At 70.4% G+C, this 15,216-nt stretch carries 13 protein-coding genes; 8 read left to right on the top strand and 5 right to left on the bottom strand.

Features of this window, described 5'->3' with window-relative positions; translation table 11 throughout:
* Positions 1-21: 21 nt before the first annotated feature.
* On the bottom strand, positions 22-690 hold the full coding sequence (locus C8E87_RS27740; protein ID WP_133875807.1) for a PIG-L deacetylase family protein: 669 nt from the start codon (positions 688-690) through the stop codon (positions 22-24).
* Between the two features lie 124 nt (positions 691-814).
* Between C8E87_RS27740 and C8E87_RS27735 the strand changes: the two genes are divergently transcribed.
* Positions 815-1,891 carry a class I SAM-dependent methyltransferase gene (locus C8E87_RS27735; RefSeq protein WP_133875806.1) on the top strand — a complete coding sequence of 359 codons (1,077 nt, stop codon included), beginning with the start codon at positions 815-817 and terminating at the stop codon, positions 1,889-1,891.
* Between the two features lie 195 nt (positions 1,892-2,086).
* Here C8E87_RS27735 and C8E87_RS27730 read toward each other — a convergent pair whose 3' ends face one another.
* Positions 2,087-4,957: a helix-turn-helix transcriptional regulator gene (locus C8E87_RS27730; RefSeq protein ID WP_166661254.1), complete on the bottom strand. Its 2,871-nt coding sequence runs from the start codon at positions 4,955-4,957 to the stop codon at positions 2,087-2,089.
* Positions 4,958-5,045: 88 nt separating this feature from the next.
* On the opposite strand from C8E87_RS27730, the gene C8E87_RS27725 reads away from it, so the two are divergent.
* Both C8E87_RS27725 and C8E87_RS27720 read left to right on the top strand, forming a co-directional pair.
* Complete coding sequence (locus C8E87_RS27725; RefSeq protein ID WP_133875804.1) at positions 5,046-5,315, top strand: SDR family NAD(P)-dependent oxidoreductase; 270 nt, start codon at positions 5,046-5,048, stop codon at positions 5,313-5,315.
* Entirely contained in the window at positions 5,312-6,370 is a 1,059-nt protein-coding gene (locus C8E87_RS27720) for an alpha-hydroxy acid oxidase (protein ID WP_133875803.1), read from the top strand. The genes C8E87_RS27725 and C8E87_RS27720 overlap by 4 nt, the downstream gene beginning before the upstream one ends.
* 161 nt (positions 6,371-6,531) lie before the next feature.
* Here the strand turns inward: C8E87_RS27720 and C8E87_RS27715 are convergent, their stop codons facing one another.
* Entirely contained in the window at positions 6,532-7,032 is a 501-nt protein-coding gene (locus C8E87_RS27715) for a hypothetical protein (RefSeq protein ID WP_133875802.1), read from the bottom strand.
* A gap of 167 nt (positions 7,033-7,199) precedes the next feature.
* On the opposite strand from C8E87_RS27715, the gene C8E87_RS27710 reads away from it, so the two are divergent.
* From C8E87_RS27710 to C8E87_RS27700, 3 genes are all read left to right on the top strand, one after another.
* Positions 7,200-7,841, top strand: a complete 642-nt coding sequence (locus tag C8E87_RS27710; protein ID WP_203720735.1) for an RraA family protein — start codon at positions 7,200-7,202, stop codon at positions 7,839-7,841.
* Entirely contained in the window at positions 7,838-8,986 is a 1,149-nt protein-coding gene (locus C8E87_RS27705; RefSeq protein ID WP_133875800.1) for a pyridoxal phosphate-dependent aminotransferase, read from the top strand. Before C8E87_RS27710 ends, C8E87_RS27705 begins: the two co-directional genes overlap by 4 nt.
* Before the next feature lie 110 nt (positions 8,987-9,096).
* A complete protein-coding gene (locus tag C8E87_RS27700; protein WP_133875799.1) occupies positions 9,097-9,714 on the top strand; it encodes a TetR/AcrR family transcriptional regulator in 618 nt (205 codons plus the stop codon).
* Positions 9,715-9,957: 243 nt separating this feature from the next.
* On the opposite strand, the gene C8E87_RS27690 is transcribed toward C8E87_RS27700, so the two are convergent.
* Both C8E87_RS27690 and C8E87_RS27685 read right to left on the bottom strand, forming a co-directional pair.
* On the bottom strand, positions 9,958-10,647 hold the full coding sequence (locus tag C8E87_RS27690) for a response regulator (protein ID WP_133875798.1): 690 nt from the start codon (positions 10,645-10,647) through the stop codon (positions 9,958-9,960).
* 29 nt (positions 10,648-10,676) lie between these two features.
* Positions 10,677-11,906 (bottom strand): sensor histidine kinase, encoded by a 1,230-nt coding sequence (locus tag C8E87_RS27685; RefSeq protein ID WP_133875797.1) that lies wholly within the window; start codon positions 11,904-11,906, stop codon positions 10,677-10,679.
* A gap of 194 nt (positions 11,907-12,100) precedes the next feature.
* Between C8E87_RS27685 and C8E87_RS27680 the strand changes: the two genes are divergently transcribed.
* Both C8E87_RS27680 and C8E87_RS27675 read left to right on the top strand, forming a co-directional pair.
* Positions 12,101-12,901 carry an ABC transporter ATP-binding protein gene (locus C8E87_RS27680; protein WP_166661349.1) on the top strand — a complete coding sequence of 267 codons (801 nt, stop codon included), beginning with the start codon at positions 12,101-12,103 and terminating at the stop codon, positions 12,899-12,901.
* Positions 12,901-15,153, top strand: a complete 2,253-nt coding sequence (locus tag C8E87_RS27675; protein ID WP_133875796.1) for an ABC transporter permease — start codon at positions 12,901-12,903, stop codon at positions 15,151-15,153. The genes C8E87_RS27680 and C8E87_RS27675 overlap by 1 nt, the downstream gene beginning before the upstream one ends.
* Positions 15,154-15,216: the final 63 nt, after the last annotated feature.

Raw genomic sequence — 15,216 nt, 5'->3', positions numbered from 1 at the left:
TGCCGCAGAGCCACCGAGGAGTCACGTGGTTTGCGGCGGCGCGAAGGCCTCCTGTGACACCCAGGTCCGATAGCGATCCAGCCCCACCGCCTCGACCAGGCCGCCGGTCTGTGACCACTGGCGGAGCAGTGCCTCGACCTTGCGGTCGAGGAGCTCGTCCTCGAGCTCCAGCAGCAACGCGAGCTCGTCGTCGGCGCATACCCGTGGACGACCCAGTTCGAAGACGTTGAAGTTGTCGTCCAGGTCCGCGTCGAGCGGCTGGGAACGCGCGACGGGATGCAACAGCAGCGGTTTCTCGCGGGCGCCGGCGACGGCCCGGTCGGTCCACTCGCTCACCGCCCGGTGATCCGGGTGGCCCGTGAAGCCGTCCTGGCCGAAGGTGATCACCGTGTCGGGCCGGACGTCGTCGAGCAGACGGCCCAGCCGGTTTGCGGCCTCAGCCGGGTCGACCGAGGCGCAGGCGCCATCGTCGTACTCCAGCCAGTGGTGCTCGGTCACCCCGAGCACCGTCAGGGCGGCCTCCAACTCGATGGAGCGCACGTCTGCGTCGCCGCCGGCAGCGCCGCGGGTAGCCGTCACGCACACGACACGGTGACCCGCATCCGTCAGTGCCGCCGACAGCCCGCCGGCCAGATAGGTCTCGTCGTCCGGATGAGCCCACATCATCAGGACTGTTCCCAGATGCTTCATGGCCCGAGGATGCCCGCGACACCTGTCACGGCGCTGTCACCGTGGGGACAGGGCCGTGGGATCGGGCTCCTCCATGCTCGTCAACAGCGCAACCCGGCGCACCGACGAAAGGCATCAACGCATCATGACCGCACAGCTCGACGCACCCGTCCTGGACTCCGACAGGCTCGAGGAGTTCGCCGGCAAGGTCGCCGGCGACCAGGCGGCAGCGTACAACGCCGTCCTTGTCTACCTCGGCGACCGGCTCGGCATCTGGCGATCACTCGCGACGCTCGGTACGACCACCGTGGCCCAGCTCGCCGAGCATGCCGGCGTGGCTCCGCGATACCTTCAGGAGTGGCTGGCGGCCCAGGCCGCCAACGGCTACGTGACCTACAACGCCGCCGGAGACACGTTCCACCTGTCGCCCGAGGCCGCCTCCTGCCTGGCCGAGGAGGAGAGCCCCACCGCGATGATGTCCGGCTTCGAGCTCATCGCCGCGGTGTGGGCCGCCAGCGACAAGCTCGCGAACATCTACACGACCGGCGAAGGGCTCGGCTGGCACGAGCACGACCCCCGCCTGTTCACCGCCGTCGCTCGCTTCTACGGAACGATGTACCGCAACTCGATGCTCAGCGAGTGGTTCTCCGCGGTGGACGGTCTGATCGAGCAGCTCGAGACCGGCATCCGGGTCCTCGACGTCGGCTGCGGTTTGGGCGTCGCGACCATCCTCTTGGCGGAGGCGTTCCCGAACTCGACGTTCGTCGGCTTCGACTACCACGAGGACTCTGTCCGGCAGGCCGCTGCTGCGGCGACGGAGGCCGGCGTCTCCGACCGCGTGGAGTTCCTCGTCGGCGACGCGACATCCTACGACGGCACCTACGACCTCGTCCTCTTCTTCGACGCGGTGCACGACTTCGGCGACCCCGTCGGCGCCCTCGCGCACACCCGCAGCGTACTGGCAGCTGGTGGCCGGGTCGTGGCAATCGAACCCTATGCCGAGGACACGCTCGAGGCGAATCTGGCCAACCCGATCGCCCCCGTTTTCTACGTCGGCAGCTCAGCCCTGTGTGTCCCGCACAGCATCTCCGACGGCGGCGCGGCGTTCGGCGCCCAAGCCGGCCCAGCCCGCCTTGTCCAGGCGTTCCGCGACGCCGGCTTCACCTCCGCGAAGGTCGCCACCTCGACGATGACCAACCTCGTCATCGAGGCCCGTGCCTGACCCGGAGGGCTCACCGCCATCACCGGGTGGGTAACCGCACAACGACCCGGCCGAACAGGGCCCGATGCCACCGCAGGCATCTGACGACGGACCGACACGTTCGACCGCCGTCGAAGTCGAGAGCCTGCGGCGGCGGGAGCCCCTCAACGGCGGCACCGGTTTCTGCACAGTACGTTGGCGGGGCGGGCGCGCTCCTCAGTCCGGTGGAGTCGGGTGGCTGGAACGTCCGTTCTGGGCGACCAGGCGGATGACGGCGCTGCGGCTGGTGACGCCCAGCTTGGCCAGCATGTTGGAGACGTGTTTCTCAACGGTGCGCTCGCTCAGATGCAGGCGGCGGGCGATCTGGGCGTTGGTGTGGCCGTCGCCGACCAGGGCGGTGATCTCCTGCTCGCGCGGGGTCAGCGCACCGAGCCGGGCATCGTGCGGGCCGGCGGGCACGCGCGGCCGGTCGCCCAGCCGGCGCAGGGCGGACAGAGCCATGTCACGGATGCCGTGGGCGCCCCGTTCGCTCGTCACGGCCGCCGCGTGCCGGAGTTCATGCCTGGCTTCGTCGGGATGGCCGGTCGCGATCAGGGCCTGGCCGGCGAGAATCCGGCAGCGGGCCGACCACAACGGCGTCCCCGCCTCATCGCCGGCGCGGGCGCCGGCGAGGGCGACGGCGCCGCCGGTGTGGAAATCCTTGCGGGCGATGCGGAGAGTGGCGTCGATGTGGGCGATGATCGGAGCGTAGTAGCCGGTGCGACGCCCGCCAGTCTCCGCCGGCACTCGTTCGGCCCAGGTGGTGGCCTCGTCGAGGCGGCCCAGCGTCACCAGGGTGCGGACCACGACGTCGAGGCAGAGCAGCCGGTCGCCGGACCACAGGCCGGGATTGACCCAGCCGAAGGCGTCGAGGGCGGTGAGCGCGGCTGCCGGATCGCCCGCCGCCAACTGGGCGTCGGCGAGGGTGAAGCCGGCGGCGGAAGTCGGGTCCACGCCGAGGAAGCGGTGGGCGGCCTCGCCGTGGGCGATCGCGGCCTGGACGCGTCCGCGGGCCAGCTCCACCCGGCTGGCGACCAGCGCTCCCCACAGACCTAGGTGACGGTTGCCGGTGAGCCGGGCGTTGTCGAGCACTTCGTCGGCGGCGTCTGCGGCCGCCCGGAGGTCGCCGCGGATCTCGTCGGTGAAGGATCGCAGCACCAGGAAGGACGGGGCCAGCAGACCCTGGCCGGTGGCGCGGGCAAGGGCCAGGCCCCGGTCGGCGGCGGCGCGCGCGGCGACGACGTCGGTGGTGTAGAACTGGGCGACGCCGAGCCAGCCGAGCATCTGCAGGCGGGTCGCCAGACGCTCGTCCGGCAGGGCGGCCACGAGCCGGGCCGCGTCGGCAATTCGCGCGTCCACCGCAGCCAGGGCGGCGGGATCGTCGGCGCGCAGGGCGCAGTGGGCCGAGTCGGCGGCCTGCACGGCGGCGTCGGCGGTCAGCACATCGTCGCCGGCGAGCTGGGCGGTTCGGCGGGCTTCGTCGGCGAGGCTGACCGCGGCCGGATGGTCGCCGCGGGTGGCGCGGTCCCGGGCGAGGGCCAGGGTCAGCGTGGCATGTTGCCTGGATACACCGTCGCCGAGGGCCTGCAGTTCGGCGTGCAGCAACCGGCGCGCTGCCGCGGGGTTGCCGGTCCACAGGCCTTCAAGTTGGGCCAGGGCCTCGACGGTCTGGATCCGCGCCGGTGAGCCGTCGTTCGGGAGCAGACCCAGGATCTGCCGCAACACGTCCCGGGCGGCCAGCGCGTGGCCCGCCGAGGCGAGGGCCTGTCCGCGGGCCGTCAGCAACCGGAGCTGCTGCGCCGGTGCGTCGCCGAGGAGCCGGGACGCGGCCTCGTACCACGTCGCGGCGGTCGCCGGGGCGGTCGGGAGCACCTCGTCGGCGGCCCGAGTCAGCAGCTCGACCGCGTCGTGGTCGCCCGGGCGGGCCGACCGTTCGACGTGGTGCGCCCGCTGCGTCGGCGCCGACCCGCGTGCTCCCAGGGCCCGGGCGGCGCGGGCATGCGCGACGAGCCGCCAGCCGTCGCCGGACGCCTCGTAGACGGCCCGGCGCACCAGGGGGTGCCGGAAGCGGAACCGGCGCGGCGCCGAGGTGGGCCGGATCAGGTCGTGCTTCAGCAACATGTCGATGTCGGCCGGCACCGCCACGTCGTCGTCCGGCGAGCGCCCCGCCGCCACGGCGGCCACGTCCAGGTCGAACGGGTCGCCGGCCACGGCCGCGCCTTGGATCAACAGCCGCGAACGTACGGTAAGAGCACTTAACTCCGCAGTGAGCGCGGCGCGAACCGCCCGCGGCACCCCCGCGATGGCCGCGTCGGGGTCGCCGGGCGGTTCGTCGCCCGCCGCGCGTGCCAGCTCCTCAAGATAGAACGGGTTTCCGCCGCTCTGCCGGTAGAGCCGTTCCCGCGCGACCCGGTCCACCTCCGGCAACAAGGTGGCGACATCACCGGCCGACAGCGGGGCGAGGTCGACCAACTCGGCGGTACCGTTCCGGACGGCCTGGGCCAGCTCGCCCTCCAGGTCGGGGGCCCGGCCGGTGCGGGTCGCCATCGCGAGTAACACACCGGCCCGAGGCGGACGGTGCAGCAGGAGCGCGAGCACGTCCGTGGAGGCCGGGTCGGCCCACTGCACGTCGTCGAGGGCCAGCACGACGATCCGGTGGCGGGCCAGCCGTTCCAGCAGGGCCCGGATGGCGGCGGCGACCCGGTGCCGCTCGCCGGAGAACGGCACCGAGGGTGTTCCGAACGCGGGGATCGCGGCCGCCAGCGCGCTCGCGTGCTCCGGGTCCAGTCCGGCCAGGTCCCCGAGGGCGATGTCGAGGGCGTCGGCAAGCGGAGCGAAGGGCAGGTCGCGCTCCAGTTCGGCGGCCCGCCCGCTCAACAGCAGGGCGGCTTGGTCGCGGGCCTGCCCGGCCAGCTCCAGCAGCAGGCGCGACTTGCCGATGCCGGCCTCACCGCGTACGCCCAGGGCCCTGGCCTGGCCGCCACGCACCTGATCCAGCAGACGGCCGATGGTCCGAAGTTCGGCATCGCGCCCGACCAGCGATGTCATGCAGAGGACAGTACGCGGTACGAGTTGCGGGGCACGGTACGTGGCAACACCCATACCGTCCACTCGCGACAAGGGCCAGCCTGGAATCATGCCGTTCCAAGCCCTGCAAGGCCGTACCGTACTGCTCACCGGCGCGACCGGTGGACTCGGCCGGCGCATCGCCGACGCGCTGGCGCGATCCGGCGTTCACCTCGCTGTGTCCGGTCGCAACGAGGCCTCCCTGCGCGAGCTGGCCGAGCGCTACCGGCAGGTGCGAGACAACCACACGACGCTGACCGTGCTCGGCGGCTGCTGCGGCGCCAACACCGCGCACATCGACGCGATCAGCACCGCCCGCGTGGCCGGGGCCGGAGGATGAGCCGGGACCTGGCGACCCTGCCGCAGATCACCGCCGCCGGCCTCGCCGCGCTGACGCCCGAGGTCCGTGACTTCCTCGAGGGTGGCGCGGGCCGCGAGCGCACCCTGGCCCGCAACACAGCCGCCTTCGACGACTGGCAGCTACGGCCCCGGCTGATGCGCGGGCTGGGCGAGCCGTCACTGGCGACCCGGTTCATGGGCGTCGACCTCGACCTGCCGCTGCTGGCCGGGCCGCTCGGCGCCGACCGGCTGTTCCACCCGGACGGGCAGCAGGCGGTCGCCCGCGCCGCCGCCACGGCCGGCATCGCCAGCATGGCCCCCGAGGCCGGCTCGTTCTCCCTGGAGGACCTGTGCGCCGCGGCGCCGGCAGCGGTCCGGTTCGGCCAGCTGCACCCGACCGGCAGCCGGGACAGCTTTCTCCGCATGCTCGGCCGGTTCGAGGACGCCGGTTTCGACGCCATCGTCGTCACCTGCGACTGCCCGGTCGCCGGCTGGCGGGAACGCAACCGGCGCAACGGCTTCATCCCGCCGCAGGAGGTGGTGGGTGGCAACTATCCGAACGACAGCGAGACCTTCCAAAACCTGTTCTCGGCGGGCGGAACCGGCTGGGACTGGGTGACCCTCGGCCGCGCGATGCGGCACACCAGCCTGCCCTGGCTCGCCAAGGGCATCATGACCGAGCCGGACGCCCAAGCCGCCCTCGACGCCGGCGCCGCCGCGATCGGGGTGTCCAACCACGGCGGCCGCCAACTCGACGACCTCCCGGCTGCTCTCAACGCCCTCCCCGCGATCGCCGCCGCCGTAGGTGACCACGCCCAGATCTCCTTCGACGGTGGCGTGCGGCGCGGCTCCGACGTCGTGAAGGCACTCGCCCTCGGTGCCGACGTGGTCATCCTGGGCCGGCTCATCTTCCACGGCCTGGCCGCGGCCGGCGAATCCGGCGTCCTCGCCGTGCTGGAACTCCTCCGCGAGGAGATCAGCACCACGCTCACGCTGCTCGGGCACGGCGGCGTGGCAGACCTCGACGAGCAGGCTGTAGAAAATCGGGGCGTGTGACCGGTGCTGTCGCGGTGTTGCCGGTGCAGTGTTGATACCGGCACCTGGAGCACCTCGGCCAGTTCCCGCCACCGTGGGGCGCCACCGCCGTTCAGCTCCGCGAAGGTGGCCGCTGGATGGCTGAGCCACGTCATCCAGCCGCCTGGTGTCGCCCGAAGGGGTCAAACGCCGTGGGTCCAGAACTCCTCGGCCGAGCCCGTGAACGACGCTGGGTCGCCAGCGAGGAAGAACTTGTCCCACGTTGGTCCATCGGAGAGCTCCCAGTGCTCGACGGCTACGCCGTCCTTGAAGCGCCATGCGCCCATGCCGACGCGGGTCCATTTCCATTCGTCACGCGACGTGCGGAAAGTCCCATGGACGATGCCGTAGTGGTCGTCGGCCAAGATCTGGTCGAACTCGAGGGGTTCGACGTTGGCGTCGGCCAGACTCGCTCGCCGCTTCGTGTAACGGCGCATGAAGTCCATCCCCCCGGTCGCCGCCAGGCGAACGCCACCGGTGTGGATCACGAAGTCTGATGACATGCGCTCCATCACTTCCTTGACGCGCTCTTCCTGCCGCCGAATGCGTTCGTCCTCGCTCAGGCTGAGGTCGGAGGCAATCGCCGCGCCTCCCCGATACAGCTCGGCCAGCCACAGGGCGTTGGGGTGGGTGTCGGACAGCACGGGGGCTCCTCCCGGGTCGGTGAACTCCATCATCATAGCGCTATCTCATCTGAGAATATCGTATCGATCGGGTGGTTGTGAACGGGGTCATAAACGGCTAGAGTCGCCGTGATATGAGACGCGTCTCTTATTTGAGATTGGAATCCACAGTGTTCATCATTGCGGCAATGGACAGCGTGCGCATCACTCCGGCCTGGGAGCGTGTCGCAGAGGCGAAGTCCCGCCGCCTGAGGGAGGTGCCGGCGGCCAACGTCGGCGATGCGCTGCAGCGGATGACCGTCATGGACGGCGGCATCCGGCTGCTCACCGAGGGTCCCGCCCTGTTGGGAAACGCTCTGACGGTGGACGTCCGGTCGGGTGACAACCTGGCCATCCACCGGGCGCTCGACGAAGCCCGCCCGGGCGACGTCCTGGTCGTCAACGGCCACGGGGACATGACCCGTGCGCTGATAGGCGACCTCATCGGCGAGATCATGGTGAACACCGGCGTGGTCGGGGCGGTGATCGACGGCGCCGTCCGCGACGTCCAGGCGCTGTCCGGGATGAGCCTGGCCGTCTACGCGCGTGCGGTTACCCCGGCCGGACCCTTCAAGGAGGGACCTGGCGCCATCGGTGTCCCGGTGGCAGTCGGCGGCGTGGTCGTAGCCGCGGGTGATGTGCTCGTCGGCGACGCCGACGGTGTCGTCGTTGTTCCTCGGCACCGCGTCCAGGAGGTCGTGGACGCGGTCGACCGGATAGGCGAGAAGGAGAAGGAGCTCCGGCAGCGAATCCTCTCGGCGCGCACCAGCCGTCCGGCGGTGAACCGATGACCACCATGCCGCCCGCCTTCCGGATCACGGAGCTGCGCCGCTGCTCGCGACGCCCGGCCCTCACACCGGCGCCGGCGGGCGCCGTATCGCTGGCCATGGGTGAGCCCGATCTCCCAACGCCGGCGCCGGTGATCGAGGCCGCGATGACCGCTCTACGCCGCGGCGAGACCCACTACGCCGACCAGCGCGGACTGCGGCAGCTGCGAGCCGCGCTCGCTTCCAGGCTGCCGGCGCATCCGGGCCGGACGTGGGCCGCGGAGGACGTCGTGGTCACCCATGGCGCCACTGCGGCGCTGGCGGCCGTCGTGCTGGCGATGATCGGCCCCGGCGACCGCGTCGTCATACCGGAGCCTGCCTACTCGCTCTACGCCGACCTGGTCGTCCTTGCCGGGGGAACCGTGGATTTCGTCCCGCTTGCTCCGGACCTGCACTGGGACCTGGACGCGCTGGCCTCCGCGCTTCCCGGCGCCGCGATGATTATCTTCTCGAATCCGTCCAACCCGACCGGCATCGTGCACCGCGAGGATGAGCTCGAAGCCCTCGGAAAGCTCCTCGACGGCTCGGACACCCTGGTCGTCAGCGACGAGGCGTACCACCGGCTGGTCTACCCCGGGCATACGCAGACCTCCGCGCTGGAGATCGCCTCGCTGCGGGACCGGACGGCGTACGTGCAGACGTTCTCCAAGACGTACGCGATGACGGGCTGGCGGGTGGGGTACCTGGCGGGGCCGCGGGAGGTGGTGGACGCGGCGGCGCACGTGCACCGCACCTACAACGGCTCGGTGAACACGGCGGTCCAGCATGCGGCCCTCGCCGCGCTCGAGCTGCCCGACACCGTCGTCGATGCCATGGTCGACACGTACGGGCGGCGCCGCGCGACCGTATTGGCGAAGCTCTCCGACGTTCCCGGCGTGCACCTCGTCCCGCCGGAGGGTGCGTTCTACGGGTTCCTCCGCTACGACGCCGACCTGCCCTCCGAGGTGGTCGCCCGCGAGCTCGCTGAGCGGAAGGTGATGGTGCGGGCCGGCGTCGAGTACGGCCCGTCGGGCGAGGGGTACGTCCGGATCTCGTTCGCGGCATCCGACGACGACCTGCGCATCGGGTTGGACCGTATCGTCTCCCATCTCCGCGGTGCACGCGTCTGAAGGCGAGGTCAGATGCGGGTAATGTGTACCGCGCCGGCACACTCGGCCTCATCCGGGTCGCTGAGGGGGCGATATCCTTCGGCTGTTCTTGCACAGGGCGGAGGGGGCCGATGTCCGACCAGCAGGTCTCGCCACATGGGGGACGCAAGCTACGCAGTGACACTCGCCGCAACCATCGGCAGCTGCTGAAGGCCGTCGGTGAGCTTGCCCGGGAGGATCCCGATCAGCTCACCATGCAGGCCGTCGCATCCCGCGCGGAGATCGGGCCGGCCACCGCCTACCGCTACTACTCCTCGCTGGACGACGTGCTCGCGGCTTACGTGCTCAGCGTCGTCGAGCAGCTCCGCGACTTCAGCGCGACATCGACGGCGAAAGGGCGGCCGCTGTTCGACTCGGTCGTGAACAAGTGGGTGGATCTGCTGGCCGAGCACGGCCCGGCCTTGGTGCAGCTTCGGTCCCGGCTGGGCTACCTGGAGCGGCTCAGGAGCGGGAACGCGATCATCGTGGCCCTGCGGGATGCCTGGAGTGAGCCGGTGCGGGGGCTGCTCGACGACATCGGCCTCCCGGACACGATGGTCGAATACGCGCTGTTCCTGGCCAACATGATGTTCGATCCGCGGGAGATCCAGGACCTGCTGCGGCAGACGGAGATGTCGCGCCAGGAAATCATCACGCGGCTGACCGAGGCGTACGGCGGCGCCCTGCGCGGGTGGGCGCGCGCCGGCTGACGGCTGCCGGGCGATCGGCGGATGCCGGCCACGTTCGCAGGGTTCCGCCTCCCGGCCGAGGCGATCGAGGTGGCGATCCGGCGGTACCTGCGCTACGGGCTCTCCTACCGCGATGTCGAAGATCGCTCACCTCGGTGTGTCCAACGCGCCGGCTCGCCGACGATCCGATCGATCCGCACTACCGGGCGAGGCGACGACGGGACGTTGCTTCGACTCGAAGACCGACTGCCATGGTGGAGGCCGTCACCCCCCGTCGGTGCTGCCGTCGTGGTTGGCGCCGGCCAGCCCGGTCTGATACGCGATGACAACGAGTTGCGCGCGGTCGCGTGCCCCGAGCTTTGTCATGGCGCGCTGCACGTGGGCGCGGACGGTGAAGGGGCTGAGGTACATCCGGTCAGCGATCTCCAGGTTGGACAGGCCGGTTGCCACCAGAGCGACCATCTCGCGTTCGCGCGGGGTGAGTGCGGCGAGTTGTTGCGGATGGCGTGGTGGGGTTTCGGCCGGTGTGGCGAGGAATCGGGCGACCAGAGAGCGGGTCGCGGCTGGGGACAAGAGGGTGTCGCCGGCGGCTACCGTGCGTACGGCGTTCAGCAGGTCCGGGGCCTCGATGCCCTTGCCGATGAAGCCGCTGGCCCCGGCGCGCAGGGCTTGAGCGATGTACTCGTCGGTCTCGTACGTGGTGAGAATCAGTACGCGGGTGGCACGCAGGTCCGGGTCGGCGCAGATCGTCAAGGTGGCGGTGAGGCCGTCCATGTCGGGCATCCGGATGTCCATGATCACGACGTCTGGGTGTAGCTCGCGGGTCAGGGCCACCGCCTGCCCGCCGTGGCTCGCCTCGCCAACCACGGTGATGTCGTCGGCGCTGTCGAGGAGGGTGCGGAAAGCACCGCGTAGCAGCGCCTGGTCATCGGCGAGGAGGACCCGGAGCGGCACCGCGCGTCCCTGACCTGGTGCGTCGTGGATCATCGGTCCTCACTTCCGGCTGCCGCCTCAGTCGTCCGTGCTGTGTTCTCAGCAGATCGAAGAGGCAGGTCGGCGGAGACCAGAAATCCTCCCTGAGGGCGCGCGCCCGCGGTGAGGGTTCCGCCGACCGCGGTCGCCCGTTCATGCATGCCGATCAGACCGTAACCGGGTGGGCGCCTCGGCGTAGCGGGGCCCTTGCCGTCGTCGGTGACGGTGATGCTCAAGTGATCCCTGTGCCAGCTGAGGCGTACCTGGGCGCTACCGGCGGGTGCATGCTTGGTCACGTTGGTCAGGGCTTCCTGGATGATGCGGTAGGCGGTGAGGTCCACTGCCGGTGGTAGCGGCCTGGCTGTGCCGTCCTCGTGCATCCACACTTCCAGGCCCGCGCGGCGGAAGGCGCTCAGCAGGGCGGGGACCTGCGACAGCCCGGGCGCCGGATCGATGGGTGCGGATGTGTCGTCGGGCTGGCGCAGCAGGCCGACGGTAGCCCGCAGGTCGTCCAGGGCGTTGCGGGTGGTCTTGACCAGTTCCTCCAGGCTGACGCGAGTCTGCTCTGGGCGGGTGTCGAAGAGGTGGGCGGCGACGGAGGCCTGCGCGTTGGCCAGGGTGATCTGGTGGGCTACCAGGTCGTGCAGTTCGCGGGCGATGCGGACCCGCTCCTCGGCGACCTTACGGCGGGCCTCGCTGTCCCGGGTTTCCTCGGCCCGGCGTGCCCGCTCCTGCACGACTGTCAGGTAGGCCCGCCGGTGCTGCGCCGAGCGGCCGAGCAGGGCGGCTATGAGCGGGGACGCGGCCACGGTCACCAGCCTGCTCGTGTCCTCCCACGAGAAGTCGGTCTCGAAGAACGGGGTGGGGGCGACCAGCAGCGCGGCCGACGGGAGCAGGATCACGACCGTCACCCGGAGTTCGCTGCGTACGGCGAGCGAGTAAGCGCTTATGAGTGCGGGGGCAATGACGAGTGGGCTGGGCAACAGGCCCAAGGGCGCCACAAGCATGCCGCACACGGTCGTGGCCGTCACGGTGGCCACGGGCAAGCGGTGCCGCGCCAGGAGCATCGCCGACGACACCGCGGCGATGAGGTAGGTCGGCGCCTGCGGCGGCGCCAGGGTGTCGTCGTCGTGCAGCAAACCTCCGAGCAGGCAGAGCACGAACGCCACCGCGACGACCGCCGCCTCCCGCCACCACCGCGTGCCGGGTCGCCTCGCCCGCGATGTCCACTCACGCGACACACGGTCAGGCTACGGGACGGCCACCCCCGGACACGGGCCATGCGTGTAGTGCATCTGCACCAGAAGCGGTTCCGGTCTGGTCCGCGCGCACCAGGCGGAGACGGTGTGGCCAAACGATGTGCGGCGCCGCCGTGGACGACAGGGTGGTTACTGAATCGTCCGGCACCGGGTCGGACGGCTGTCCGGCGGGAAGAATGTTGGATAACACCGGAGACACGACTGATGCGGTGCGGCTGACGGCTGTGCGCAAGGTCTACGGACGGCGCGACAACCAGGTGGTGGCGCTCGATGGCGTGACGACGCGGTTCGTTCGAGGAACGTTTACGGCGATCATGGGGCCTTCGGGCTCCGGCAAAAGCACTCTGCTGCAGTGCGCGGCCGGGTTGGATCAGCCGACGTCGGGTTCGGTTCTGATCGAGGAGCATGAGCTCAGCGAGATGAACGAGAGCGAGTTGACGAAGCTGCGGCGGGACCGGATCGGCTTCGTCTTCCAGGCGTTCAACCTGCTGCCGGTCCTGACCGTACGGCAGAACGTGACGTTGCCGCTGCGGCTCGCCGGCCGCAAGCCGGCTCAGGGCCGGGTTTCGAACATCCTGGAACAGGTTGGCCTGGCTGATCGAAGCAACCACCGTCCGGCGGAGCTGTCCGGTGGGCAGCAGCAGCGGGTCGCCATCGCTCGGGCGTTGGTCAGTGACCCCGCGGTCATCTTCGCGGACGAGCCGACCGGCGCGCTGGACACCAGGACCGCACGCGACATTCTCACGCTGCTGCGGGAGGCATCGCAGACGGCCGGCCAGACGATCGTGATGGTGACCCACGATCCGGTCGCCGCGTCGTACGCCGATCGCGTCCTGTTTCTGGCCGACGGGCGCCTGGCCGGTGAGCTGCGCTCGCCGACACCTCAATCCGTGGCCGACCGGATGACCCACCTGGGTGCGTTCGCCAACGAAGGCCCTCTCCCGCGGTTGGCCACGAGCCGGGGAGGGCAGCGCTGATGCTGGCGTTCGCATTGCGCACCCTGCGGTTTCGCGCGGGCATGTTCGTGGCGGCGTTTTTGGCCATGTTCTTCGCGGCTGCCATCATGATGGCTTGTGGCGGCCTGATCGAGACCAGCATTCGTACAGATGTTCCTCCCCGACAGCTTGCCTCGGCCGACGTCGTCGTCGCCGGCGACCAGGAGTACCACGACTCCGGTGGCGACCCCGACGAACCTCCGATCCTGCCCGAGCGGGTCCGTATCGAGGCGGGGCTGGCGGACACGATCGCGGCGCTGCCTGGTGTGCGAAAGACCGAGAGATTCGTCTTCGAGGGTGTCCCGCGGGCGGGCACGGTCGACGCGATCGGTGTGGTGGCCGATCCCGGAGTGGACATCAGCGAGCTCCGGAAGCGGATCGACGCCGAGTTGGATGCCACGACCGTCACCCTGGTCGGTGACCAACGGGGGCAGGCCGAACTGCGCGAGGCCAGGGAGAGCGGCGTCACGGTGATGGGCCTGGCCGGAATCCTCACCGCCTTCGCGATCCTGGTGTCCATCTTCGGGGTGGCTTCCATGCTCGCCCTCTCGATCGCCCAGCGCCAGCAGGACCTGGCGCTGCTGCGAGCCGTGGGCGCGACACCCCGCCAACTGCGCCGGCTGATCCTTCGCGAGACGCTGCTGCTGTCCCTACTAGCCACCGCACTAGCCTCCTTCCCGGGCCGGTTCCTGGGCGAGTTCGTGTTCGAGCAGCTCGCCGAGCGCGGGATCGCCGCGGACGGCGTGGCCTTCCACCAGGGCTGGATCCCCACCGTGGCCGCCATGGCGGTGGCGATCCTCGCGGCCGTGGCCGGCGCCTTGGGTGCCGGCAGAAGGGCGTCGCGCGTCAAGCCGACCCAGGCGCTCGCGGAGGTCTCTGTCGAAGGCAAGCTGATCGGCGCCGGACGCTTGCTGCTGGCGGTGATCGTCCTCGCCGGTGGGATGGCCCTGACCATCGTGACAATCGCCGTGATGAGTGGACCGCTCTCGCCGGCCACCGCCGCGCCCGCCGTGATCCTGCTCGCTATCGGGTTCGCGTTGCTGGCACCCGTGCTGACGAAGGTCACGACCTTTGCCGTGCAGTGGCCCGTGCGCGCGTTGGGTGGCGTGACCGGCCAGCTCGCTGTGCTCAACGCACGTGGGCGCAGCGGCCGGCTGGCGGCCGTCATGGGGCCGGTCATCCTGCTCACCGCGGTGTCGACCGGGATGCTGTACCTCCAGGCGACGAGCGACGAGGCTGATCGGCGAAGTTTCGCGGACAACCTGGTCGCCGACGCTGTGGTGACCACTCAGGACCGCCTCGACGCGGGCCTGCTGGAACGGATCAGCGATCTGCCGAGCGTCGCCGGCGCCTCGGAGCACATCGACAGTGTCGGCTTCATCGAGAGTCCGAAGGACCGCTCGCCGATGAACGAGGGCTGGACCCTGCAGGGCGTCACCGCCGCCGGCGCCGACGCCATCACGCCAGTCAAGGTCACCGCGGGCCGCATCTCCGACCTGCACGACGAAACGATCGCGATCGAGGACCAGCACGCCGACAAGCTCGGCGTCGACGTCGGCGACACGATCAAACTGCGGATGGGCGACAACACCCCTCTCGACCTGCGAGTAGCCGCGCTGTTCTCCGCCCCGGACGACTACAACACCCTGTTGCTCCCCGCCGACACCCTGGCCGCCCACACCACCGAGGGACATGCGACGCGCATCCTGGTCAATTCTGACGGGAACATCACCCCCGAGCAGTTGGTGGCGGAGCTGACCAAGGTGACCTCCGCCGAGGCGGGACTGGCAGTGACTGGCCGCGACGTCCTGTTGACGGAGTTTGACGAGCAGAAGAAGACCGCCAACTTCGCGATCTACATCATGGTGCTCATGATCGCGGGGTACGCGGCGATCACGGTGATCAACACCTTGGTGTCGAGCACGGCGGCGAGGCGGCGGGAGTTCGGGCTGCAGCGGCTCGCCGGCTCGACTCGTGGCCAGGTGATGCGGATGGTCGGCCTGGAGGGCGCGATCCTGGCCGCCGGCGGCATCGCGCTGGGCACCGCTGCCGTGACCGGGATCCTCGTGCCGGTCAGCCTCAAGCGCCTCGGCTCCGCCCTACCGGCCGGGTCCCCGTGGATCTACCTGTCGACAGCCACACTCGCCGCGCTGCTGACGCTCGGAGCCATGCTCCTGCCCGCATGGCAGGTGACGCGTAACCGGCCGGCCGAGGCGGCACTCGCCCTCGAATAGCCCTCGGTGGAGCGGTTCGTATCAGCGATCTCTGCGCCCGAACGCCATGTGGCTTTTGGTCTC

The sequence above is a fragment of the Paractinoplanes brasiliensis genome, assembly GCF_004362215.1.
Taxonomy (GTDB): domain Bacteria; phylum Actinomycetota; class Actinomycetes; order Mycobacteriales; family Micromonosporaceae; genus Actinoplanes; species Actinoplanes brasiliensis.
This window is presented reverse-complemented; position numbering and strand designations above follow the sequence as displayed.

Excerpts from the sequence above, each read along its gene's own strand:
- C8E87_RS27675 (WP_133875796.1), top strand. The coding sequence starts at position 12,901 with ATGCTGGCGTTCGCATTGCGCACCCTGCGGTTTCGCGCGGGCATGTTC.
- C8E87_RS27740 (WP_133875807.1), bottom strand. The coding sequence starts at position 690 with ATGAAGCATCTGGGAACAGTCCTGATGATGTGGGCTCATCCGGACGAC.
- C8E87_RS27705 (WP_133875800.1), top strand. The coding sequence starts at position 7,838 with ATGACCACCATGCCGCCCGCCTTCCGGATCACGGAGCTGCGCCGCTGC.
- C8E87_RS27700 (WP_133875799.1), top strand. The coding sequence starts at position 9,097 with ATGTCCGACCAGCAGGTCTCGCCACATGGGGGACGCAAGCTACGCAGT.
- C8E87_RS27680 (WP_166661349.1), top strand. The coding sequence starts at position 12,101 with ATGTTGGATAACACCGGAGACACGACTGATGCGGTGCGGCTGACGGCT.
- C8E87_RS27725 (WP_133875804.1), top strand. The coding sequence starts at position 5,046 with ATGCCGTTCCAAGCCCTGCAAGGCCGTACCGTACTGCTCACCGGCGCG.
- C8E87_RS27710 (WP_203720735.1), top strand. The coding sequence starts at position 7,200 with ATGGACAGCGTGCGCATCACTCCGGCCTGGGAGCGTGTCGCAGAGGCG.
- C8E87_RS27735 (WP_133875806.1), top strand. The coding sequence starts at position 815 with ATGACCGCACAGCTCGACGCACCCGTCCTGGACTCCGACAGGCTCGAG.
- C8E87_RS27720 (WP_133875803.1), top strand. The coding sequence starts at position 5,312 with ATGAGCCGGGACCTGGCGACCCTGCCGCAGATCACCGCCGCCGGCCTC.
- C8E87_RS27730 (WP_166661254.1), bottom strand. The coding sequence starts at position 4,957 with ATGACATCGCTGGTCGGGCGCGATGCCGAACTTCGGACCATCGGCCGT.